Consider the following 22,644-nt stretch of genomic DNA (forward strand, 5'->3'; position numbering starts at 1 on the left):
GAGTCGGATCAGGCCGACGGGGTGTAGACCACGCGTCCGACGGTCTTGCCGTCGGCGAGGCGTTGGATGCCATCGGCGATGTCCGCCAAGGCCAGTCGTTCGGTGACCAGCGGGCGGATGGAGCCTGCGGCGGCGAGCTCGGTCAGTGCTCGATGGCACTGCGCGACCGCGGCCGGGTCGTAGGCGTTGTAGAGACCCCAGTGCAGGCCGACGATCGAATAGTTCTTGATCAATGCGTGATTCAGTGTGGCGCTTTGGATCTCGCCACCCGCGAAGCCGACGACCAGGATCCGGCCCTCGAAGGCGATGCATTTCGTCGAGCGTGCGTAGGTCTCGCCCCCGACCGGGTCGTAGACGACGTCCGCACCCCGATTGTCGGTGACCTGCTTGACGACCTCGACGAAGTCCTCGCTCCACCGGTCCACGACCACATCGGCACCGAGTTCTCGTGCGTACTCGGCCTTTTCGGGACCGCCGACCACGCCGATCACCCGGGCCCCGGCGGCCTTGCCGAGCTGGATCGCGGCACTGCCCACGCCACCGGCGGCGGCATGCACCAGCAGGGTCTCCCCCGCTCTCAGCGCAGCGCGGCGATGCAAGCCGAACCAACCCGTCTGGTAGCCGATGAACAGCGCGGACGCTTCCGCGTCGTCCAACTCCGCCGGCGCGGCAAAGGTTTGAGCCGCTTCCATCAGCGCGTACTCGGCGAATCCGCCGGAGGGCAGCGAGCAGCCGCCGAGGACGCGGTCGCCGACGGCGAATCCGGTGACCTCGGCGCCCACGGCCACCACCTCACCGCACAGCTCGACACCGGGCGTGAACGGGAGCGGCGGCTTCACCTGATAGAGGCCCCGGCACATGAGCACATCGGGGAAGTTCGCTGCCGCGCCGGTGACCTGGACGACCAGCTGGCGCGGGCCCGGTTCCGGGCGGTCGACGGCGTCCAGGCGCAATACCTTTCCCGGCTCGCCGAGTTCGTGGACGCGCCAGGCCTGCATTCGCGCCAACTCAGACACCGCCGGTGAGGGTGATGCCGCCGTCGATCACGAGCAGCTGGCCGGTGATCCAGGCGGCGTCCGCGGAGAGCAGGAAGGCGACCACGCTGCCGATGTCCTCCGGCACACCCAGCCGTTTCAGCGGGTACGCTGCCGCGACCTTCTCCTCCCGGCCTTCGTAGAGGGCGCTGGCGAACTGGGTCTTCACCACCGCGGGGGCCACGGCGTTCACACGGATGTCCGGGCCGAGTTCGGCGGCCAGCTCCTGGGTGATGTGGGTCAGCATGGCCTTGCTGGAACCGTAGAAGCCGATGCCGGGCGCGGGCTTGAGGCCGGCGACCGAGGAGACGTTCACGACCGAGCCGCCGTGTTCTTTCATCCATCCCTGGTACGCCTGCTGCACCCACGACAGCGCCGCAAGGCAGTTGACCTCCACGATCTTTCGGGCGGCGTCGAGCGACAGCTCCACCATCGGGCCGAATACCGGGTTGATGCCGGTGTTGTTCACCAGCAGGTCGGCGCTGCCGAAGGTTTCGACGGCCCGCTTGACGGTCTCGGCCTGATGCGCCGCATCGTCGGCGCGCCCCGCCACGGCCAGTGCCTTGGACGGTCCGCCCAGGGCGACGACCGCTTCGTCGAGCGCTTCCTGCTTGCGGGCGGTGATGACGACCCGCGCGCCCTCGTCCACCAGGCGCTGCGCGATGCCGAGGCCGATGCCCCGGCTGGCGCCGGTGACAATGGCGGTCTTGCCTTCGAATCTGTTCACGGACAGGTCCTTTCGTTGTTCAGGGGCTTACGACAGGCGTTCGAGCACCATGGCCATCCGAAGAACTTACTAAGCGCTTATTTTCCTCCGCCACCATGCTTGACGCGCACGTTCCGGTCAAGACCGTCAACCCATGATCGGCCATGTGATATGCCACACAGTTTTCACGAAAGCAGTGGTCACACACTGCAAATCAACGCGATATTGAAGTCGGATTCAGATTATGCAATCCGTCACGACCGCTATCTGCCCTGCCGTCCGGCGTGGTGCCTGAGTACGGTTCAGCTGCCGGTGGATTCGATCCGAGCGGCATTGATCCAGAGCCGGGTGACCGTTCGCACCAGCTCGTCGACCGAGTGTTCCTCACCGAGTACATAGGTGTAGTACGCCATCCGGCCCACCATGCCCGACAGCGCCCGAGCGGCCTGCTGCGGATCCAGTTGCGGGTCGGCCAGGCCACGCTCCTGGAGCTGCGCGAGCGAGCGCGCGTTCCGATCGCAGAACGCGCGGCTGCGGCGACGGCGCAGCTCACGGAACTTGGGGTCGATGGCGGCGACCTGCTCGAGGATCGCCATCAGCTTCGCATTGCGTTTGTACGCCTCGAAATACGCCCGATTACTGGCTTCGATGACCGCCGCAGGCGAGGCCTCGTCGCCGCTCAGCCGCGGCATGCCCGGATGCAGGAGTTCGCTCTGCGCCTGGTCCAGGACCGCGTGCAGGATCTCCTGCTTGCCGGCGAAGTAGGTGTAGAACGAGCCTGTGGACAGCTTGGCCTCCGACGCTATGTCGGCCAGACGCGCCTCCAGGTAGCCATCGCGTTCGAACACCGTCCGCGCCGCGACCACCAGAGCGGTGCGGGTGCGCACCCCGCGCGGCGTACTGGGCGGTTCCCTCAGTATCGAGGTGTCGGCCAGCGGCGGAATCTCCTCCGCCGCGACACCGTCCCCGGCCGTCGTGGTCATAGCTACCTCCCTCTCGGGCTCGCGCGTCCGCGCCGATCACACGGCGTTATCCGGCGGCCAGCAGCCCGGCTTGGTATCGACGCATGCCGCTCAGCCACTTCTCGTAGTCGGCGCCCTTGCGGCGGTACATCTCGAGCACCTCGGGGTGGGGCAGGATGAGGAAACGCTCGTCGTCGACCGCTTCCAACACGAGGTCCGCGACGACGTCCGGCGCGAGGACGGCACCGGCGGAGGTCACCGCCCTGGTGGCCGCCTCGCCAAGTCGGTCTCCCGAGTTCTCCCCTGCGCGCAGCAGTTTCGTCTCGACACCCATCGGGCACAGGCAGCTGACCCGAATTCCCTTGTCGCCGTAGGTGACCGAGAGCCACTCGGCGAATCCCACCGCGGCATGCTTGGTCACCGAGTAGGCAGCCGAACCGATCTGGGTCAGCAGGCCTGCCGCCGAGGCGGTGCCGATGAAGTAGCCCTCGCCGCGTTCCAGCCAGCCCGGCACGAGCAGGCGGGCGGCCCGCACATGGGCGGTGACGTTGACGTCGATCGTGGTCGCCCAGGCCATATCGTCACCGAGGCCGACCGGCCCACCGACGCCCGCGTTCGCGAAATACAGGTCCACCGGGCCGAATTCGGCCTCGGCACGCTCGATGATCCCACGGATCTCGCCCTCGTCGGAGACGTCGGCACCGGTGGCCACCGCCTCGCCGGGACTGTTCTCCGGAATCAGAGCGACGACAGCCTCGGCGGCCGCGCGGTCCAGATCGGCCACCACCACGCGCGCGCCGGCCTCCACCAGGCGCAGTGCGATCGCACCGCCGATACCGCCGCCGCCACCGGTGACCACCGCAGTCCTGCCCGCGACCTTCACGTATCTTCTCCTTCCGAGCCTTCCCCCCGCACGAAACTTGAATCCTACGTCAATTTCAAGTTTCGGCAAGGACAGGCCCGGACGGTCAGGAGCGCACCACTATTCGGACTTCAGTTGCAGCGCGTTGACCCACAGCTGGGTCAGCGTGGCGACCAGCTTCTCGAACGCGATGCGCTGGTTCTGCACGAAGACGATGTAGGCCATGCGGCTGACCATCACAGACAGTGCCTGCGCTGTGATCAACGGATCGAGATCGGCGCTGGCGAGGCCTGATTCCTGTAGCTCGCGAATCGTCTTGGCATTGCGCTGCACGAACGCCTTGTTGCGCTCCAGCCGCAGCTTCCGGAAGCCCTCGTTGATCTGGGTGACCTGTTCGAACACCCCCATCAAGCGCGCATTGCGCTTGTAGGCCAGCAGATATTCGCGATTGGCGGCCTCGATGAGGTCGCGTGCGTCGGTGACACCGGTGCGCGCCCGCACGTGCGGGTGCAGCATCTCCTCCTGCACCTGCTCGACGACGGCAGTGAAGATTTCTTCCTTGCTGTCGAAGTAGGTGTAGAAGGACCCCGCGGCGGTGCCCGCCGCCTTGGAGATGTCGGCGATCTTCGCGTCGAGGTAGCCATCGCGCTCGAAGACTTCCCGCGCCGCGGCGACCAACGCGGTGCGCGTGCGCTCGCCGCGCTTCGTGCGCGGGGGAATTCGACGAGGCTCGGCCTCGCTCGCAACGGGTTCGGACACCAACGCTGATCACTCACTTGCTCGCCGGGACGGTTGTCGATTGCCACCGTATCACCGTGAGCACCGCGCGCCGCCGCTCCACGCTGGACCTCGACTTCACCCGCCTACCTGCGCGGACAAGCACGAATCGACCAGTGCGGGCGGCGGCGGTTCACCGGAAGTCGGCTCTGCGAACGTGTCGACACAAGGTGACGGAGCCTGTCGACCGGCGTGACGACTTCGTTCCACAACTGCCTTGAACTTGATATCAGATTCACATACGATGCGAACGGGTCGTGACGTGGATCACAGGACCCCGCCCATTCTCCGGTCTCTACATATCTGGATGTTCCATGACTAATGTCGCCGACCGCATCTGGCAGCACGCATCCGAACGCCCCGACGCCATCGCGCTGCGTCTCAGGGACGAAAAAATCACCTATGGTGATCTTGTCCGCCGCGGCGCGGCTTTCGGCGGGTACCTCGCCGAATCCGGTGTCGCGGTGGGTGATCGCGTGGTGCTGGTCGCGCCCACGGTGCCCGAATTCGTCATCGCCTATCTGGGCGCACATGTGATCGGTGCCGTCGCCATTCCGGTGAACACCATGGCGACCGCTCCTGAAATCGGTTACGTGCTCGACGATTCCGGCGCTCGTTACGCCGTCGCATGGCATCTGGCGCGCGCGGGAGCCGAGCAGGCCGCCGTGGAGCGCGGCATCCCGCTGCTGGTCCTCGAACCCGGCGCGCCCACCGAGCCCGCCACGCCGGTGACCGAGCCGGTGCACCGAGATCCGGACGACACCGCGATCATGCTCTACACCTCGGGGACCACCGGGAAGCCGAAGGGCGTGGAGCTCACGGTCTCCAATCTGACCGAGACCGCACGCATTTTCATCGATCAGCTGCGGCTCACGCCCGAGGAGCGGTTCGGCACGGGGCTGCCACTGTTCCATGTGTACGGGCAGGCGGTCTGTCTGATCACCACGCTGCACGCGGGCGCGTCGTTCTCGATGGTGTCGCCCTTCGATCCGGCCGCGATGATCGAGATGATCCGCGACCACGGGCTCACCGTCGTCTCCGGGGTGCCGACCATGTGGAATGCCATGCTGCATACCGCCGGTGACTATGGGCCCGAGGACTTCGCGAGCTTGCGGCTGGCCGCCTCGGGCGGGGCGTCGCTGCCCGCGGAGGTCATTCGCGCCTTCTCGGAGCGATTCGGCTGCACGATTCTCGAGGGCTATGGGCTCACCGAATCCAGCGGGGCCGCGACCTACAACCCCCTGGATCGCGAACAGCGGATCGGGTCGGCGGGGACCGCCTTGCCCGGAACATCCATCGAGGTCAGGGATCCGAACGGCATGGTGCTGCCCGCCGACACCGTGGGTGAACTGTACATGCGCGGGCCCAGTGTCATGAAGAGCTATTGGAACCGTCCCGACGCCACCGCGGCCGACCTGTCCGACGGCTGGCTGCGCACCGGGGATCTGGGCAAGGTCGATGCCGACGGGTACGTCTACATCGTCGACCGCGCCAAGGATCTCATCATTCGCGGCGGCTACAACGTCTACCCGCGCGAGGTCGAGGAGGTGCTCTACGAGCATCCCGACATCGTCGAGGTGGCGGTGATCGGCATTCCCGACGACCACTACGGGGAGGAAGTGGGCGCGGTGGTGGCCACCGCGCCCGGGGTGGACCTCGATCCGGCGGAGCTGCGCGCCTGGGCCAAGGAGCGGCTTTCCGCCTACAAGGTCCCCCACCGCTTCGCTTTCACCGATCAACTGCCCAAGGGCGCGACCGGCAAGGTCCTCAAGCGTGCTCTCGATCCGAACCTGTTCACAGACAAGGCATCCCGATGACCGCAGTACCCTCGGCAGAACTACCACCGCTCGCTACGGCGGATCATCGTTCCTCTCTGCTCCATCCAGCGCACTCCACGACCTCGAACCCCCGGCCGGGAAAGACGGTGTCCATGAAGAAGTCGTGCACCGCCGGGTCGCCGTCTGCACAACCATCACGCAGCACGGTCACCCGGTAGTCACGATCCGCCGCGTCGTAGCAGGTCGCGGCAACCATTGCGCTGGTCGCGACGCCGGCGATCGCCAGAGTGTCGACGCGGTGGGCGCGCAGCACCAGGTCGAGATCCGTGCCCGCGAACGCGCTGGCGCGTCGTTTCAGTACCACGACGTCACCGTCGGCAACTGGCAGATCGATCTCGGTTCCGGCCGACCCCTCGTGGAAATCGTCCCCAGCCTCGTAGAACGATCGGAAGAGCGCGTTCCCTGGCGGCAGATCGGCCCCATTGCCCCGGAAGGCGAAGCGTACGAACACAATCAGCGTGCCAGCCGCACGGGCGCGCGGGAGAAGGTCGGTAAGCGGCGGCACGACCTGTTTGGCGAACGGGTAGCTTCCCGTGATGCCCCGTTGTATATCGCCGATGATCAGCGCTGTGGTCATGATTGAATCCCGTCGATGATGAGTCTCGCTACGGCGGAAGGGATAGCCGGAAGCGCGAGCCTACCCGGTGATCGGGTGGATCTGCGCCGCACCGGAGACCACTACCCGCACGAAACGGGCGGGCGCGCGAAAATACCGGGCGGTAGCAGCACCTGTCCGGGGGCCGCGGCGATGGGCTAGCGTGCGGGTATGACTGATGATCTGAAGGGCAAGAGCGCGCTGGTGACGGGGGCCAGCCGGGGAATCGGGCTGGCGGTCGCGGCCGAACTGCTGTCGCGCGGCGCGAACGTGCTGATCAGCGCGCGCAAGGCCGAGCCGCTGGAGCAGGCCGCGGCGGAGCTGCGCGCGCTCGGGCACGGCGGGAAAGTCGTTGCCGTGGCCGGGAATTCGGGCGATTCGACCGCGCGGGCCCATCAGGTCGCGACCGCGGTGGCCGAGTTCGGGTCGCTGGACATCCTGATCAACAACACCGGTATCAACCCGTCCTACGGGCCGCTGATGGACGCCGACCTCGACGCGGTGCGCAAGATCTTCGACGTCAACGTCGTCGCGGCGCTGGGGTATGTGCAGGAGGCCTACCGGACCTGGATGAAGGACAACGGCGGCGCGGTGGTGAACGTGGCCAGCGTCGCGGGCCTGCGCTCGAGCGGGGTGATCTCGGCCTATGGCGCGTCGAAGGCGGCGCTGATCCGGCTCACCGAGGAACTGGCCTGGCAGCTGGGACCCTCGATCCGGGTGAACGCGGTCGCGCCGGCGGTGGTGAAGACGAAGTTCGCCGATGCGCTGTACTCGGCGAACGAGGAAGCGCTGGCGGCCACCTATCCGATGAAGCGCCTGGGCAAGCCGGAGGACGTGGCGGCGCTGATCGGATTCCTGGTCTCCGATCAGGCCGCGTGGATCACGGGCGAGGTGGTGCGGGTCGACGGCGGGCTGCTGGCCACCGGCGGCATCTGACTCCCATCAGTTCCTATCCACGTCAGTTCCTATTCACGTATCGAGGGTCACCCAGCGCTTCGCATGTGGAGCTGACTCCCATCAGTTCCTATCCACCTATGAAGGGTCACCCAGCGCTTCGCATGTGGAGCTGACTCCCATCAGTTCCTATCCACCTATGAAGGGTCACCCAGCGCTTCGCATGTGGAGCTGGACCCGCTTACCTCCACATCAGCGCGCTGACCATGTCAGCCTGCATGTAGTGCAGGTATTTCGCCGCCGTGGCCTCGGGGACGGCCGAGGTGGCGGTCACGAGCGTGGTCACCAGGAACTGCCCCTGGGCACCGCCCTGCCACTTGCCGACGGCGAAGTGGCCGATGTAGGTGCCCGGGCGCAGCTTCAGGTCGGCATCGGAGTACTTGCCCACGGCCGCGGCCGCCTTGGCGGGATCGGACATGCCCATGACGAACTGCGTCAGCATCAGCGCGCCGCCCTCGGCCCGGTACACGAGCTCCGCGGTGTAGCGGCAGCCCAGGTCGGTGAACTTGGTGCCGGACTCGACCGGCACACAGGTCGAATCGTCCCGCCCCTGCACCCAATCCGCGTGCAGCTGAACCGAATCCAGTTTGAAGTTCCAGTTCTTGGCGTATTCGGTGTAGCTCAGGTGCCCGGACGAGGCCGGGGGCGTGGGCGCGGCCGAGGAGCTGGTGCTGCTGGGCGTCGCGCTGCCGGTCGCGGGAGCCACCGGAGGTTTCGGGGCCGCTGTGGGGGTGCTGTCGTGGCTGGTGAACGTGACGACCAGGGCGACGCCGATCACCAGCAGCGCGACCACGCCCACCGCGATTCCGACGATCAGGCCCGTCCGGCGCTGCGGGGTCGCGGGCAATCCGCCGGGATAACCGGGTTGGGCGTTCCAGCCGGACTGGTAGCCCGGCTGCTGGTACGCCGGTTGCTGGTAGCCGGGCTGCGCCCTTGCGGCGGTCTGCCCCCAGCCCGCGTCGTACGGTTGTGCCTGAGCTCCGGTGAATCCCGGCGCGGCCTGCGGCGCACCGCCGGACTGCGCCCAGCCTTGTTGCGGCGATGTGCCCGTCCCCCAGGCCGACGCGTCCTGCGGACCGGTGGTGTGGTCCGCCTCCGGGAGCTTTCCCCTCGTCTCCCACCAGCTGGCATCCTGCTGCTCGTCCGCGGACGACTCCCCGACCGGTGCGTCCGACGGCTGCGCGGGATCGCCGCCGTGCGGGCCCGAACCGGGGGGAAATGTCATGACAAGCCGCCTTCCGCTCCCCGGGGCGCCGTAGCTCCCTTGTCGCGGTCGTCCCCCGGGCCTTCTTCGCGCAGACCATACCCGAGATGTCCGATCCGACGCATCCGAGATCCGGGCCGCGACACCGGGTCCGCCCGCGCGTCTGATCCAATCACGGTGTGACCCCCGACCTCCTGATCTGCGGCCTCGGCCCCGCCGGGCGCGCCCTGGCGCATCGCGCGCTCGCGCGCGGGCTCGCGGTGACCGTCGTCGACCCGCATCCGGACCGCGGGTGGACACCGACCTATGCGGCGTGGGCCGACGAGCTGCCCGGCTGGGTCGCGCCCGAGGTGATCGCCGCGTCGGCGCCGCGCCCGGTGGCCTGGGGTTCGCGACGTTACGTGATCGATCGGCGCTATGTGGTGTTCTCCACTGCGGCACTGCGGGATTCGCTCGACATTGCGGGCGCGAGGGTGATCGCGGGGCGCGTCGAGGGCATCACCGGCTGGCGGCCCGGGCGAGGGCCCGAATCGGTGCGGCTCGCGGGTGGCGAGATCCTGTCCGCGCGCCGCGTGATCGACGCCCGCGGTGTGCCCCGCTTCCCCGACCGCGCGGAGCAGACCGCGTACGGGCTTGTCCTACACCGTGATCCGCGTCACGAGACGATTTTCATGGACTGGCGTTCCGACAACGGCGCCCGTCCGGGCACACCTCGCTCGTTCCTCTATGCGGTGCCGCTCGGACCGGATCGCATGCTGTTCGAGGAGACCTGCCTCGCTGGACGCCCCGCAATCACCACGACCGAGCTCCGGGACCGCCTCCATGCCCGGCTGCGTTCCCGGGGAATCGAATTCGACGGCACCGAACCGGACGAACGCGTGAGATTCGCGCTCGAGGGCGGGCGTCCGGGCGCTCGGCGGTTCGGCGCAGCGGGCGGATACCTGCATCCCGCAACGGGTTACAGCGTCGCCGCGACCCTGTCCGCTGTTGACAGTTTCCTCGCCCGGACCTGTGGTCACTCTTCCGGCACCGAATCCGCAAGGCTTGCGGGAGCATTCCGGCGACCCTCGACCATGCGCGCTGTCCACACGCTGCGCACCGCTGGGTTGCGGGCGCTCCTGGCACTACCGCCGGACGACATCCCCGCGTTCTTCGACGCGTTCTTCGAACTCCCGCCGGCCCGCCAGCGCGCCTATCTCTCCGGCATCGACGACATGAAGGGCACCGCCGCCGCGATGACCGCCCTCTTCGCGGCGATGCCCTGGCGGATCCGCCGAATCCTGGCCACCGCCACTGTGGGCCCGGCACTGCGGAACTGACGGTGAGTCTCGGAGTTACCCGCCACTCAGTCGAACTGGACCCGGCGGATCGGGCCCATACCCGCCAGCGCGGCCAGGGCCAGGATGCCGTGGGCGGCGACGAAACCCAGTGCCAGGTTGAACGAACCCGTGTGCTGGACAAGGTATCCGATGACGATGGGCGTGACGATGCCCGCGATGTTGCCCAGGCCGTTCATGGCGGAGCTGACGAAGCCGGCTGCCTGCGGCGGGGCGATGTCGGTGGTGATCGCCCAGCCAAGCGCGCCCATGCCCTTGCCGAAGAAGGCCGCGGTCATGATGACGATGATCACCGTGGTGCTATCGGTGAAGTCGGCCAGCGCGATCGCGGTGGCCGCCAGCATGCCCAGGGCGGCGGGGGCCTTGCGGGCCGCGGTCAGCGAGATCCCCCGCCGCAGTAGCGCATCGGAGACGAGGCCGCCGAACAGGCCGCCGACGAAGGCGGCCAGCGCGGGCAACGCCGCCAGGAATCCGGCGTGCACCAGCGAGATGTGCCGGGCCTGGGTCAGATAAATGGGGAACCAGGTGATGAAGAAGTAGGTCAGCGCGTTGACCGCGTACTGGAACACGTACACGCCCCACAGCGGCCGGGACCCGAAAACCCGTGCGAGCGTGCGCCGGTCGATCCGGGCGCGCTCGGCGGTCACCGCCGCGGAATCCATGTCGACCAGCGCGCCGCCCGCGATCATGATCTCCAGTTCGCTCGGCGTAACCCGCCGGTGGTCGCGCGGCGGCCGCATCCACCCCCACCACACGATCGCGAGCGCCAGCCCGCACGCGCCGAGCAGCACGAAGACCCAGCGCCACCCGTATTCGTGTGTCACCCAGGCCATGACGGGCGCGAAGAGCACGGTGGCGAAGTACTGGGCGGCATTGAACACCGCGGTCGCCGTGCCGCGCTCCGCGGTCGGGAACCACACCGTCGAGACGCGCGCATTGGCCGGGAAGGCGGGCGACTCGAATACCCCCAGCAGCAGCCGCAATCCGAATACGAGCACCAGCGCCACCACCACCCGCGTGGTGATCAGGCCGACCAGGCTCGTCGCGGCGGTCACCAGCGTCCACAGCGCGAGGCTGCCCGCGTACACCCGGCGCGCGCCGAAGCGGTCCAGCAGCATGCCGCCCGGCAGCTGCGCCACCACGTACGCCCAGCTGAACGCGGAAAAGATATAGCCCAGCTGCACGGCGGAGAAGCCCAGTTCGTGCCGCACACTGCTGCCGGTGATCGACAGGGAGCTGCGATCGGCGTAATTGACCGCGGTGATCACGAAGATCAGTCCCAGCACCACGAACCGGGTAGGGATCCGCCGGGTGCGGACCGATGGGGCGGCGGCGTCCACGGCCGCCACGGCGGCCGGTTCGGGTGTGAGCATCGTCGTCCTCCTGCCATCCCGGCCGCTGTGCGCCGGGTCACCCGGCCTTGGGTGTGTCAGCAGGTTAAGGGCTGAATGCGATACCGGTCGAACACCGATTCTGCATCGAGTGATACCCGATCGAGGGCTGTCCCCCACCCCGGTGGGCGCCTTTCGATGTCGACCGAGGCGTTCGAAAGGCGCTGCGGCTCAGGCGGGGACGTGTACGGGCGCGCCCGTGGCCGCCAGCACCCGCTCGACGTCGATACCCGGCGCGGTCTCGGCCAGCACCAGCCCCTCGGATGTCACGTCGAGCACGGCGAGGTCGGTGATGATGCGCTGCACACTGCCGGTGAGCGGGAGGGTGCACTCCGCGAGGATCTTGGGTTCGCCGCGGCGGGTGAGGTGCTCCATCATGACGATCACCCCGCACAGTCGATTACGGCCACCGCGCGCTGAAGGACCGGAGCAATCGACAGGCAGGCCGGAGTTGCCGCACGGTCGGCGACACACGCTAGGCCGCGCTGGCGATGTGACGGGCCGAGTCTCCGATCACCGCAGCATCCTCACCGATCAGCCTGTGCAGGAACGCTTCCTGCTTGCGCCGCCCGGCGATCGCCGCCCGATCCATGCCACCGGGCAGAATTTGCGTCGCGACGCTCCGGACGAGATTGACGGGCAGGCGCAGCAACGGATACCACGGCAGCACAAACGGCGGCAGGCCGAGTGTGCGCATGGCCGCGGGACCGAGGAACACGCTGGTGACCGACAGGTGCTGAGAGCGGGCGATGCGGCCCCGCAATCCCGGCAGATTCGGGTAGTGCCAGCCCAGCGGGTCGTCGGCCATCGGGGCGGCGAGCTGGCGGGTGGTCTCGTCCGGATTGGTGATCGCGGCGAGGCAGTGGTACAGAATGCGCACCGCGTCGCGAAAACCGTTGGGCAGGAATCGATCCTCGACGCCGATGAGGTATCCCACGTACCGGGTCAGGTGCGCCGCCGCCGCCAGATCCCGGGGCGGGGCCAGCATTCCCATCACCAGCCCGCCGAGCACCGGCGAGATCAACGCCCCGACCAGCGTGGCGGCCATGTCGGTCTGATTGATCGGCAGCCCCCACTCCCGCGCCCGCCAGTCCGGCAGCTGCGCGACGTGGCGGCGGACCAGCGCGTGGATGAGCCGGACGTGGATCGTCGAGCGATAGCCGCGCCCGAGCGGTGACATGCCCTCCTCGGAGCTGACGTCCAGCGCCCACTGCAGGGTCTCGGCAAATCGCTTGGCGGGCCCCTTCTCCAGGGCGCCGGTGCGCACCAGTGTCTTGTTGAATCCCGAGGCCAGGTAGCCGCCGATCAGGGCCACGTCGCGCGCGATGTACAGCCCGTCGGCGCCGCCGCTCCGGAAGAACCGCTCCCCGCGGGCCAGCAGCTCCCGATCCAGCCACGGCGGCGGCGTCTCGACGCGAACGAAGAAGTCCCGCAACGGTTCCGGCGCCTCGGGCACCGCGGCGATGCCCTCGCACAACGCTCGCTCGAACAGGGGGCGGGTGCGATCCATACCCTCCCGGTACATCCATTCGACGAGTTCGTCCATCGGCGCGTCGCCTACGGTCAGGGCCTCCCCCAGCTCGCGCCACTGTTCCGGCGACGGCCCGCGCAGGCCCATCACCCGAGCGAAGGGACCAACCCCCGGGACGCGGCGTGGCGCGACGGGATGACGCAGCGGGACATCCGAATGCATGGGCTCTCCTTCGAACCGATATCTCGGCCGAGCGTCGCCTCGGCGGCCGCCTGACCCATGCATCAAAGATAGAAGTCGCGTTACTCTGCGTCAATATGCATCAAAACTAGTGACATTGTTACATCGAGAGCGCGCGGCTCACCCGTACTCGGCAGCGAGTGTCCGGCCCCGACAGACGCGGCCGATGTCGGGTACGCCCGCCCGCCGGCCCACACCCGCCCCCGATCAGCGCCGCCGGACCGCCTACACGGTGCGCAACCGGCGGACGATCCCCGAGAAGTCGGTGCGAACCATCGGACGCCCGGTCATCCACAGACTGCCGGGCACGCGGCGCGCGATTTCCGCCGTCGCCAGCGATATCGCCACGACACAGACATACAGCACGGTCGTGCCCCAGAGCGTCCCCATGGTGGTGACCATGGGCACGACCCACGGAGCCATCAGCTGTAATGCCAAGGGGTGCAACAGAAATACGGCGAACGACCGATCCGACGCATACGTCACTGCCCGGACCGAGACGGAATCGGCCGTCCGTCGCGTGGCCCACCACCGTCCGACCGTGTACAGCGCCGCGATCGTCAGCACATAGAACACGATCAGGTGCGGCATGAACACATCGTTGGCGACCTCGGGCGCCATGCCGCGCCCGACGGAGCGGAAATAGTCCCACTCCGACACCCCGGCGGACACCACCGCACCCAGGACGAACAGCGCACCGAACCGGCGCACCGCCCGGTCGACGAAGTCGAGGTGCCAGGCCGCCACGGCGCCGAGCACGATATAGAACTGGTAGGCGAACACGATGACGTAGACGTGAGTCCACAGCGTTGCCGGGGCACCGCTCAGCGCCGGCGGATGCACGATCGCCCACTGGATCGCCAGTTGCAGGGCGCCGCTGGCCGCGAGCACCCAGCGGTGCCGGCCTTCGGTCGCCCGCAGCAGCCGCACCAGCAGCGGAAACAGCAGATACACCTGCATCGTGACCAGCAGGAAGTACATCTGGTACCAGGCCTCGCCGGTGACGATCTCGACGCCCAGCCGCCGAATCGACTGCCCGACGGTCTCGTGATACTGCTGCAGGACGATCGAATATCCCCAGTAGAACACCGACCAGACCAGGTACGGGATGCCGATCAGCGCGAATCGCCGCCGCCAGAACGCGCGCGCGGAGAACTGCCGGTGCCCGTACTGATAGACGAGGACGAATCCGGTCAGCGCGAAGAATGCCTCGCGGGTGAAGTGCAGCAGCGCCTCCACGCCGTTGGCGGTTACATTGCCCGGGGTGGCGCCGGTGATCACGTGCACCGCGATGACGCAGGCGAAGGTCAGGATGCGGAACAGATCGATCTGATACAGGTACGGTCGCTTGGCCTTTCGCGGCTGCGGCGGGTCCGCGGGCGGCTCGGCGAGGGTGACCGCCGCCGTCCCGATTGTCCGATTGTCCTGCGTCGTCATCCACATCCTCGTGTCGGCCCCGGATCATGGTTCCAAGCGATCCTGCGAAACTTCTCCACGAAATCTTCGAATCGACTGCACTATCGCGACATTCGTTCCCGACACGCATCGCCCCCCGGACATCGACCGTGTCGCACTACTCGCTCCGGCCGGGACATACTAGCGCTTCATCGGGCAAGCACCGCGCACCGCAGGGCCCGCCGTGTCATTCGTCCGAGGCCGACACGATCCGCGCACGCCGGGTGAGGGTCACTCCGATGCCGTCGGCGGCCGCGCGCACCGCCGCGGCGTGTGCCTCCGGGTGGAATCGGTGCGAGGGGCCCGCGACGCTGATCGCCGCGACCACCCGATCGGCCTCGCGGACGGGCGCGGCCACGCACACCAGTCCCGGTGTCGACTCCTCGAATTCGTAGGCGACCCCCTCGGTCGCGATGCGGCCGAGCTGCCTGCGCAATGTGCCCGGCTGCACCAGCGTGCGGGGCGTGTAGCTGTGCCGTCGAGGATGCCCAGGTGCACCGTCTCGTGGATGCGGCCGTTGAGTTCCTCGAGGAACGGGATCGCGACCTCGAGCAGGCTCCGCTCCACCGAGGCGCGCATCCCCAACTCGAACAGGTAGCCACCGAGCCGGTAGCCGGCCTCGGTCCGCTCGAGTCGACATCATGACCTCCGCGGCGTCGAGATGATCGAGCCGGCCGACGGTCACCGCAACGGACTCACCCCAGCCGGGCATGTCGACGGCGTAGACGTGGAAGCGCTCGGCGTGCCCGGAGATGTTACAGCCCGGACCCGTGGTCGGCGGCGGCGCTACGTGCTGAGCGTCAGTTGTGTGCGGCCGCCACGACGATCGGCGCCACCCGCTCGGCTTGCCCGCACGAGTCGAACGGGGGCGAGGTCGGGCTCTGGAATGTATCCGGTACCGGGTCCGACCCGGTTCCCTTCCTGGCGAAACTCAGGGTGATGTCGATGAGGTGGGCGTCGCCGGTTCCGTGACTCGACTCCGGTCTGTAGCTCAGGCTCACCAAGCAGCCGCCGTTGTACTGCCGGGCCTCCACACCGGACAGTCCGGCTACCGTCACCCAGCGCTGGTCTCGCGCTTGTGCCGGGTCCGGGCTCATCGGGTTGTTCCGGGTGAACCGCAACTCCACCACCACGTCGGTCCGGGACGCGTCGTCGGTGAGCCCGCTGGTGCACAAGTAGGGCCCGATCCAATTTTTCGAACCGGCGTGCCAGGCGCCGGGTAGTGCGCGCGCGACCTGATCGACCGTGCGGCAGGGGTTCTTGCCGAACAGGCTCGGTTGTCCGAGTGTCGGTGCGACCGGGGCGAGTCGGTCGAGTGCGGGTCGCATCGCCAGGATCATGGCTTTCGCTGCGACACAGGCATGCTGCGGACTCGCGGTGGGTACCTGCCCGGGCGGGGTGTACAGCGTGGTGTGGAGTTCGTAGCCGAAATCCTCGAGCGCGGAGGGATAGTACGAATCGCAGCGGTCGTACACGGTGCCGTCCCTGCCGGCCGTACGCTCGGGATCATCGAGGTGAATGCCGTTTTCGTCGATTCCCGTGCTGGGACCGCCGCCGAGCGTGATGTGAAATTCCGCACTGGGTTTGTCGCCGGTCAGGGCCTCCAGGGTGCACTGATCCAGATCGTTCCCCGGTACCGATACGGCTTTCACCTGCGGCCCATACTGTTTGGCCGTGTCGAGGTCGAACACCGAGCAGGGGTCGACCGCACGCAGCTTTGTCATGAGCTCGGCCGCGTTCGTGGGCTTGGCCGGCTCCATCGGCGTGGCGGTGCCGGCGATGGGGTGCGATCCCGCCGAACAGCCCGCGAGTGCACCGATGGTCAGCAATATCCCCACCGTGTGTGCGGCTCGCCGAAATGCCGTGCCGCGCATGGATTGCCGCCGCATGAGTTTCCCCGTCCCGGTTACGCTCGCCGAGGCGCCTGCCGACGGTCCCCCCGCATGATCGACAACATCGTAGACCGATACGCGCGAGCTTCGCCCGGCCGGGCGGTACGGGAATCGCGCAACTCCAGTATCGTGTTCGCGTTCGCAAGGGCGGGAGGCATTCCCGGGCGGGGGTAGCCACGGCTGCAGGCGTCAGGGTCCGGATGCCAAGGGTGCAAGCATGATTGGATTACTCGATGTTGAACGAGGGTGATGTCTTCGCGGGCTACACCATTCGGGGTGTGCTGGGCCGCGGCGGCATGGGTTCGGTGTATCTGGCCCAGCACCCGCGACTGCCGCGTTTGGTCGCACTCAAGCTGTTGAATCGGGAACTGTTCGCCGACGACGAGATGCGCGCCCGCTTCGAACGCGAAGCCGATGTTGTTGCCAACCTCGATCATCCGGGCATCGTCACGGTCTTCGACCGCGGTGTCGAGGCCGGGCAGCCGTGGATTTCCATGCCGTACATCGAGGGTGTCGACGCCGCGTCGGTCGACCCGGTCGGCTACCCGCCGCAGCGTGCGGTGCAGATCATCGGGCACATCGCGGCCGCGCTCGACTACGCCCACGCGAAGGGTGTCCTGCACCGGGACGTCAAACCGGCGAACATCCTACTGGCCAACGCGGCCGGGGGCGAGCGGGTATTCCTCACCGATTTCGGCATCGCCCGGCTCCGCGACGACGCCAGTCACCTGACGCAGACCGGTTCGGTCAACGCGACGATCACTTTTGCCTCGCCCGAGCAGCTGTCCGGCATCGCCCTCGACGGACGCGCGGATCAGTATTCGCTGGCCTGCACGCTGTTCTGGTTGCTCACCGGCCGGACGCCGTTCCAGTCGACGAATACCGCTGCGGTCATCGCGGGTCACCTGCAGCAGCCGCCGCCACCGATCCGCGCGATCCGCCCGGACCTGCCGCCCGCACTCGAGTCGGTACTCGCGCGAGGACTGGCCAAACGGCCCGAGGAACGTTTCGCGTCGTGTACGGAGTTCGCGACGGCCGCATGGCACGCACTGACCGTCCCGAATTTTGCCGCGAGCAGACCCGTGGACCCAGCCATCGGAGCCGGCGCGCAATCAGTGCGTTCCGCCTCGCGCAAGCGGGTCGTCATAGGTGTCTGCACGGGACTGGTGATCGCGCTAGCGGTTGGAATCGGAGTTACTGTCACAGTATTCGCGAGTTCGGGCCCGTCGAAGTCAGCGGTGAGCACGTCGAGCGCCGCACCGACGTCGGCCGCCAACGTCGCCTGGAACCCGTGTTCCATATCCGATACCGATGCGCGGGCAGCCGGACTGAATCCGGAGAAGAAGACGCCCGACGTCGGCGCGGACAAAAAGGGCGGAAAGACCACCTGCACCTGGCTGAGTGACGACTGGTACATGCTGGAGATCGACTCCATCGCCGGTCATACGTTTCCCGAGTCCTTCGATCTCGAAAACCTGCTGAACCCGCAGAACGTGACCGTCGGCGGACGCCCCGCCGTACTCTTCCATCGCACCAACGACCCGGATTACTGCACGATCGGATTCGATATACCCGACAACCCCATCTATTTCGGCGCCGCGGCCAAGCTCTCTACCGATCACAAGGGGGATATCTGTGCCGAAGCCACGCGGATGGCGAGTGTGCTGGTGAAGGATCTTCCGGCAGCGAAGTAATCGTGGTTGCCGGGCAGCCCCGCCGACCGCCGGCCCCGCAACTCCTCCGTTCAGCCTGTCCGCCGGACGCGAACCTCTGACGGGCCGCCGCGATCTGGAACGCGGCCGAGTCGAAGCTTGATGCGTCGTGAGGTGTTGACCCACTTCGTCTCTCTATGCAGTCCGCATGGGAACACCGACGGCCTGCCTCGCAGTGAGCGACGAAAGTATTTGCGAGGCAGGCCGATCAGCGATCGCCGGCACCAGGTCGGACTGCTGGCGGAGCAGCCCTTGCACCGACGATGTCAGCCCGGGCCAGCCGCGAGGTGACCACCGAAAACCCCGGCACCGCAACATTGCTCGCCGAGCGCCTGAACAGGCCTGCCGCTTCCTCAGCGGTACCCGTACTTCTGCCAGTTGGACAGCACGCGCTGCTGGATCTCGACGGGCCAGCCGTGTGCGAAGTCGCCTTTCACCGGGCGGCCGCCCTCCGGATACAGGTCGGCAAGCAGGCAGTTGAAGATAACCTTGCCCGCCATGAAGGTGCGCTTTTCCTCCTCGTCCAGATAGATCGGCAGATCGTCGCTGAGCCGGTGCCGGTAGTGGAACTCGCCACGGTCGGGATGCGAGCGGGTGGCGAACGCCCAGACCACCTCGTTGATATTGGTGATGTCCACGTCGTCCTCGACCACCAGGATCTTCGGCGCGTTCACCGATGCCTTGCCGGTGAAGGCGACCTCGGCTATCCGATCGATGAGCTCACCGGCCGAGATGCCCAGCGTCTCGTGCCAATCGCTGCGCACCGACAGAGTAAGCCAGTGCATCGCCGCCTCGGGGGTGTGCCAGGCTGACGCGATCGGCAGCCCGGCCTCCCGCAGCTGGTAGAGGAGCTCCGCGCCGTGCATGGTGGCCGTGCAGGTGTGGTCCTCCTCGACCGGCGGCCCTGCGGCGACCACGGGCAGGATGGCGCCGTCGCGATAGGTGATGGCGGTGACGTCGAATCGCGCCTTGGGTGAGGCGACGGTCGCGTTGTAGCCGGGGAATTCGTTGAACGGCCCCTCCATCACCGTCTCCTCGAGCGCCACATAGCCCTCGATCACGATCTCCGCGGTGGCCGGCACCAGCAGGTCGACGGTTTCGGCACGCACCACCTCGATGCCCTCGCCGAAATAGGCGCCGATGTAATCGCATTCGGAGACGTTCTCCGGCAACGGCATGCCGCCCACGAACGGCAGCCCGGGTTCGACGCCCAGCGCCAGCGCGATCGGCATCGGTTTGCCGAGCTCGGCCCACCTGGACCGGACGATGCCCAGGTGCTGCACCGGAGCGATCAAGGCGGCCAGCGTCTTCGGGTCGTGGATCATCATGCGGTTGACCGACCAGTTCGTCCACGAACCATCCGGGGTCTGGGCGATGTTGATGCCCCAGGTCTCGATATATCGGCCGCCGTCGTTACCGTGGATGCGCGGAACCGGGAACGCGGTCAGATCCACGTCGTCGCCGAGCCGGATGTTCTGCTTGCAGGGTGCCGTGTCGCGCGGCACCTCCACCGGCGGGATGCCCGGCTTGCTCCGGGCGGCGACCAGCGCCTCCATCAGCTCCTGGCCGTGCGCCCTGGCGGGCAGCCCGAGCGCCATGGTGATCCGGGCCAGCTGATGCTCGGGGCCGCTGAACGCCCCGGGCGCGCCCAGCACCCGGAATCCGCTGTCGCCATATCCGGTGACGTTGGTGAAAAGCGGTGCCGGGGCCCGCAGATCATAGGATCGCCGGATGACCGCACCGATCTCGAGGTCCCAGTCGACCTCGTGGTCGATGGTCTGCAACTCGCCGATCCGTTCCAGTTCGGCGAGAAAATCTCGCAGGCTCTTCAGATGCTTCACAGCTGTTCTCCTTTAGTCGATCGAGTCCTCGCCCCAGCGGGCCAGGTCCGGTATGTCGATGCCCAGCAGATCGAGGGCGCGACCCACGGTGTGGTCGACCAGTTCCTCGATGCTGCCGGGTCGCAGGTAGAACGCGGGCACCGGTGGCATCACGACGCCACCCATCTCGGTGACCGCGGTCATCGCCCGCAAATGCCCAAGGGTGAGCGGGGTTTCGCGTACCAGCAGCACCAGCCGGCGGCGCTCCTTGAGCGTCACGTCCGCCGCCCGGGTGAGCAGGTTGTCGCCGTTGCAGTAGGCGATCGCCGACAGCGTGCGAATCGAGCACGGCGCCACCAGCATTCCCGCCGTCCGGAACGAACCCGACGCGATGGCCGCCCCGATGTCGGCCGGCCGGTACACCACGTCCGCCATCGCCGCCAGATCCCTTGCGGACAGTTCCGTCTCGTAGGCGCGGGTCTGCTGCCCGGCCGGCGTCACCACCAGATGGGTCTGCACCCCGGCCTTGCGCGCCAACTCCAGCGCGCGAATCCCATAGGCGATCCCGGTCGCCCCACTGATTCCGATCACCAGCCGTGGTGGCTGTCCGGCCCTTGTTTCCGACACCGCTCCAGCGTCGCTGTGCGGGCGCGACGGCGCATAGGACCGTTCACGCCGGGCGGGGAACCGAACATGTCATGTATTGGTGGGCGGACTGTCGGTGGAACTTCCTAGGATGGTCCGGTGGACCCCGCTTACAGTGCAATACTCGCCCGCTGCGTGCTGGAAACGGCAGGCCAGGGCGTCGACAACCGGCTGCTGCTGCGCGAGGCCGCGCTACCGGAGACGGTATTGACCAGCGAGCACGGCATGATCTCCAGCCGGGGCTATCTGCGGCTGTGGGAATGCACCGAGCACCACCAGGACGCGTCGGAGGTCGGGCTGCGCATCGCCGACACCTATCGGATCGGCCGGTTCGGCATCTACGACTATCTGTTCGCCACCGCACCCACGGTGGCCGCGGGGCTGGCGGCGGTCCGGCCACACGGCGGCAGCATGACCACCAACCACATCTACGACGTGAACGAAGGCGGTGACGGTGACGGTGACGAGCGGACCACGGTGCTCCAGCTGGTCGAGGGCGAGGGCAGAGGCGCCCACCTGACCGTGCAGGCCGCCTATGCCAGCACCCTGGCCCGGATCCGGCACACCAGCGGCGAGCCTGTGACGCCGATCCGAATCACCTTGCGCGAGAATCCGCCTCGCCGCCTGCGCGCCTACCGCGAGGCGTTGGGGAGCACCCGGATCGAATTCGGCGCCCCGGTGGACAGCATGACCTTCCGGACGCGCGATCTGGCGCTGCCGCTGCGTACCGCCGACCCGGTGCTCGCGGAAATCCTGCGCCGGCATGCTGATTCGCTGTCCACCCCGATCCTGGACGACGTGCCCTGGACAGAGCGAGTGCAGCGCTGCCTGGCCGAGGCGCTGCAGACGGGTGACGCGTCGCTCGGTACGGTGGCGCGTTGCCTGCTGGTGAGCCCCCGTACCTTGCAGCGCCGGCTGGCCGAATCGGGCACCAGCTGGCGACAAGAACTGGATCGAGCGCGCTGCGCCGCCACCGAGCAGTCGGCTGCCACCGCGCCCAGCAGTGCGGCACTTGCCCGCCGAGTCGGGTACTCCGATGCCCGGGCCCTGCGCCGCGCGCGACGACGGTGGCAGGACGTCCCCCGCGCGGACGGAATGCGTGCGGTGATAGCGGCAAAAGATCAGATGGACAGCATCGCCATGACGAAGACGGTGATCGCCGCCGCTCCGCACGCAGCGGCCGCCATCGACCCTCCGGCGCTAACTTCAGTTTCAAGCTCCGGGGTTGTGGCCTGCGCCGGTGACGTACCTCGGTCGATCGTGAATGATGCCCTTGGTTGATCATGTCCTCTTGCGACAGAAGGACTTTCGAGACCAAACGAAGGGCACGCTCTACGGCCCGGCCGCGGCGAGATCATGGAATCGATTGCACCCCAGGTTGACGCACCGCTCGTCCTGGGTCGCCGAGCTGGGGCAGCTGCCGGCCATCGAGGGCACCGCGATCCGCTCGACATCGCACGATTGCCCTCCGGGCGATACCGAAACCGGTGTGGTTGTGGCACTCGGTCGTCGACCTCGCCGCCGACCCGAGACGACGGCGGGAGAAACCCGCTGCCCCGCAACGACTTACACCCGCCCGCGTCCGACGAGGGTTTCGGCACCTCCGCGGAAACATCACCTGTCCCGCCGGTGGACCGAAACCCTCACGACCCGGACCGGGCAGACCACCCGGTCGCCGAAACCAGCAACCCCCTACGACGTGCACATCAAGACCCCCCAGCAAACCAGCAAGCATCGAAACCCGCCGGG

At 67.7% G+C, this 22,644-nt stretch carries 18 protein-coding genes and 2 pseudogenes; 5 read left to right on the forward strand and 15 right to left on the reverse strand.

The features are described from left to right. Positions 1-8: 8 nt before the first annotated feature. The 5 genes from KO481_RS37675 to KO481_RS37695 form a co-directional block, all read right to left on the reverse strand. Positions 9-998: an NADPH:quinone oxidoreductase family protein gene (locus KO481_RS37675; protein ID WP_215923430.1), complete on the reverse strand. Its 990-nt coding sequence runs from the start codon at positions 996-998 to the stop codon at positions 9-11. Between the two features lie 10 nt (positions 999-1,008). Beyond that, positions 1,009-1,761, reverse strand: a complete 753-nt coding sequence (locus tag KO481_RS37680) for an SDR family oxidoreductase (protein WP_215923332.1) — start codon at positions 1,759-1,761, stop codon at positions 1,009-1,011. A 281-nt stretch (positions 1,762-2,042) separates the two neighbouring features. Then, on the reverse strand, positions 2,043-2,723 hold the full coding sequence (locus KO481_RS37685; RefSeq protein ID WP_215923333.1) for a TetR/AcrR family transcriptional regulator: 681 nt from the start codon (positions 2,721-2,723) through the stop codon (positions 2,043-2,045). A gap of 46 nt (positions 2,724-2,769) precedes the next feature. Continuing rightward, the gene (locus KO481_RS37690) at positions 2,770-3,585 is read right to left on the reverse strand and encodes an SDR family oxidoreductase (RefSeq protein ID WP_215923334.1); all 816 of its coding nucleotides are present in this window, start codon (positions 3,583-3,585) and stop codon (positions 2,770-2,772) included. A 99-nt stretch (positions 3,586-3,684) separates the two neighbouring features. Continuing rightward, the gene (locus KO481_RS37695) at positions 3,685-4,242 is read right to left on the reverse strand and encodes a TetR/AcrR family transcriptional regulator (protein ID WP_245402102.1); all 558 of its coding nucleotides are present in this window, start codon (positions 4,240-4,242) and stop codon (positions 3,685-3,687) included. A 413-nt stretch (positions 4,243-4,655) separates the two neighbouring features. Between KO481_RS37695 and KO481_RS37700 the strand changes: the two genes are divergently transcribed. Then, on the forward strand, positions 4,656-6,158 hold the full coding sequence (locus KO481_RS37700) for a long-chain-fatty-acid--CoA ligase (protein ID WP_215923335.1): 1,503 nt from the start codon (positions 4,656-4,658) through the stop codon (positions 6,156-6,158). Positions 6,159-6,201: 43 nt separating this feature from the next. Here the strand turns inward: KO481_RS37700 and KO481_RS37705 are convergent, their stop codons facing one another. Continuing rightward, complete coding sequence (locus KO481_RS37705; RefSeq protein WP_215923336.1) at positions 6,202-6,756, reverse strand: cysteine hydrolase family protein; 555 nt, start codon at positions 6,754-6,756, stop codon at positions 6,202-6,204. 189 nt (positions 6,757-6,945) lie between these two features. Between KO481_RS37705 and KO481_RS37710 the strand changes: the two genes are divergently transcribed. Further along, a complete protein-coding gene (locus tag KO481_RS37710; RefSeq protein ID WP_215923337.1) occupies positions 6,946-7,710 on the forward strand; it encodes an SDR family oxidoreductase in 765 nt (254 codons plus the stop codon). Between the two features lie 199 nt (positions 7,711-7,909). Here the strand turns inward: KO481_RS37710 and KO481_RS37715 are convergent, their stop codons facing one another. Then, a complete protein-coding gene (locus KO481_RS37715) occupies positions 7,910-8,953 on the reverse strand; it encodes a hypothetical protein (RefSeq protein ID WP_215923338.1) in 1,044 nt (347 codons plus the stop codon). Between the two features lie 158 nt (positions 8,954-9,111). Between KO481_RS37715 and KO481_RS37720 the strand changes: the two genes are divergently transcribed. After that, positions 9,112-10,251, forward strand: a complete 1,140-nt coding sequence (locus tag KO481_RS37720; protein ID WP_215923339.1) for a lycopene cyclase family protein — start codon at positions 9,112-9,114, stop codon at positions 10,249-10,251. 26 nt (positions 10,252-10,277) lie between these two features. Here KO481_RS37720 and KO481_RS37725 read toward each other — a convergent pair whose 3' ends face one another. The 6 genes and pseudogenes from KO481_RS37725 to KO481_RS37750 all read right to left on the reverse strand — a co-directional run bounded on the left by KO481_RS37725 (position 10,278) and on the right by KO481_RS37750 (position 16,655). Then, the gene (locus KO481_RS37725; RefSeq protein ID WP_215923340.1) at positions 10,278-11,642 is read right to left on the reverse strand and encodes an MFS transporter; all 1,365 of its coding nucleotides are present in this window, start codon (positions 11,640-11,642) and stop codon (positions 10,278-10,280) included. A gap of 189 nt (positions 11,643-11,831) precedes the next feature. After that, positions 11,832-12,047 (reverse strand): annotated as a pseudogene (locus KO481_RS37730) (CoA-transferase); the annotation flags it as partial. Positions 12,048-12,135: 88 nt separating this feature from the next. Beyond that, a complete protein-coding gene (locus KO481_RS37735; protein ID WP_215923342.1) occupies positions 12,136-13,353 on the reverse strand; it encodes an oxygenase MpaB family protein in 1,218 nt (405 codons plus the stop codon). A 243-nt stretch (positions 13,354-13,596) separates the two neighbouring features. Beyond that, on the reverse strand, positions 13,597-14,808 hold the full coding sequence (locus KO481_RS37740) for an acyltransferase (protein WP_215923343.1): 1,212 nt from the start codon (positions 14,806-14,808) through the stop codon (positions 13,597-13,599). Positions 14,809-15,013: 205 nt separating this feature from the next. Continuing rightward, positions 15,014-15,459 (reverse strand): annotated as a pseudogene (locus KO481_RS37745) (IclR family transcriptional regulator domain-containing protein); the annotation flags it as partial. A 167-nt stretch (positions 15,460-15,626) separates the two neighbouring features. Beyond that, positions 15,627-16,655: a hypothetical protein gene (locus KO481_RS37750; RefSeq protein ID WP_215923344.1), complete on the reverse strand. Its 1,029-nt coding sequence runs from the start codon at positions 16,653-16,655 to the stop codon at positions 15,627-15,629. Positions 16,656-16,951: 296 nt separating this feature from the next. On the opposite strand from KO481_RS37750, the gene KO481_RS37755 reads away from it, so the two are divergent. Further along, positions 16,952-18,412, forward strand: coding sequence for a protein kinase domain-containing protein (locus KO481_RS37755; RefSeq protein ID WP_215923345.1), 1,461 nt, complete (start codon positions 16,952-16,954; stop codon positions 18,410-18,412). A gap of 371 nt (positions 18,413-18,783) precedes the next feature. Here KO481_RS37755 and KO481_RS37760 read toward each other — a convergent pair whose 3' ends face one another. Beyond that, entirely contained in the window at positions 18,784-20,271 is a 1,488-nt protein-coding gene (locus tag KO481_RS37760; protein ID WP_215923346.1) for a UbiD family decarboxylase, read from the reverse strand. Between the two features lie 12 nt (positions 20,272-20,283). Then, entirely contained in the window at positions 20,284-20,877 is a 594-nt protein-coding gene (locus KO481_RS37765; RefSeq protein WP_308166934.1) for a UbiX family flavin prenyltransferase, read from the reverse strand. Between the two features lie 117 nt (positions 20,878-20,994). On the opposite strand from KO481_RS37765, the gene KO481_RS37770 reads away from it, so the two are divergent. Beyond that, positions 20,995-22,176, forward strand: a complete 1,182-nt coding sequence (locus tag KO481_RS37770; protein WP_215923347.1) for an AraC family transcriptional regulator ligand-binding domain-containing protein — start codon at positions 20,995-20,997, stop codon at positions 22,174-22,176. Positions 22,177-22,644 lie beyond the last annotated feature (468 nt).

Origin of the sequence: Nocardia albiluteola (assembly GCF_018860155.1) — a bacterium.
Classification (GTDB): Bacteria; Actinomycetota; Actinomycetes; order Mycobacteriales; family Mycobacteriaceae; genus Nocardia; species Nocardia albiluteola.

Coding starts and splice junctions, on each gene's coding strand:
- KO481_RS37675 (WP_215923430.1), bottom strand. CDS start 998: ATGCAGGCCTGGCGCGTCCACGAACTCGGCGAGCCGGGAAAGGTATTG.
- KO481_RS37685 (WP_215923333.1), bottom strand. CDS start 2,723: ATGACCACGACGGCCGGGGACGGTGTCGCGGCGGAGGAGATTCCGCCG.
- KO481_RS37700 (WP_215923335.1), top strand. CDS start 4,656: ATGACTAATGTCGCCGACCGCATCTGGCAGCACGCATCCGAACGCCCC.
- KO481_RS37705 (WP_215923336.1), bottom strand. CDS start 6,756: ATGACCACAGCGCTGATCATCGGCGATATACAACGGGGCATCACGGGA.
- KO481_RS37710 (WP_215923337.1), top strand. CDS start 6,946: ATGACTGATGATCTGAAGGGCAAGAGCGCGCTGGTGACGGGGGCCAGC.
- KO481_RS37715 (WP_215923338.1), bottom strand. CDS start 8,953: ATGACATTTCCCCCCGGTTCGGGCCCGCACGGCGGCGATCCCGCGCAG.
- KO481_RS37725 (WP_215923340.1), bottom strand. CDS start 11,642: ATGCTCACACCCGAACCGGCCGCCGTGGCGGCCGTGGACGCCGCCGCC.
- KO481_RS37735 (WP_215923342.1), bottom strand. CDS start 13,353: ATGCATTCGGATGTCCCGCTGCGTCATCCCGTCGCGCCACGCCGCGTC.
- KO481_RS37740 (WP_215923343.1), bottom strand. CDS start 14,808: ATGACGACGCAGGACAATCGGACAATCGGGACGGCGGCGGTCACCCTC.
- KO481_RS37755 (WP_215923345.1), top strand. CDS start 16,952: ATGTTGAACGAGGGTGATGTCTTCGCGGGCTACACCATTCGGGGTGTG.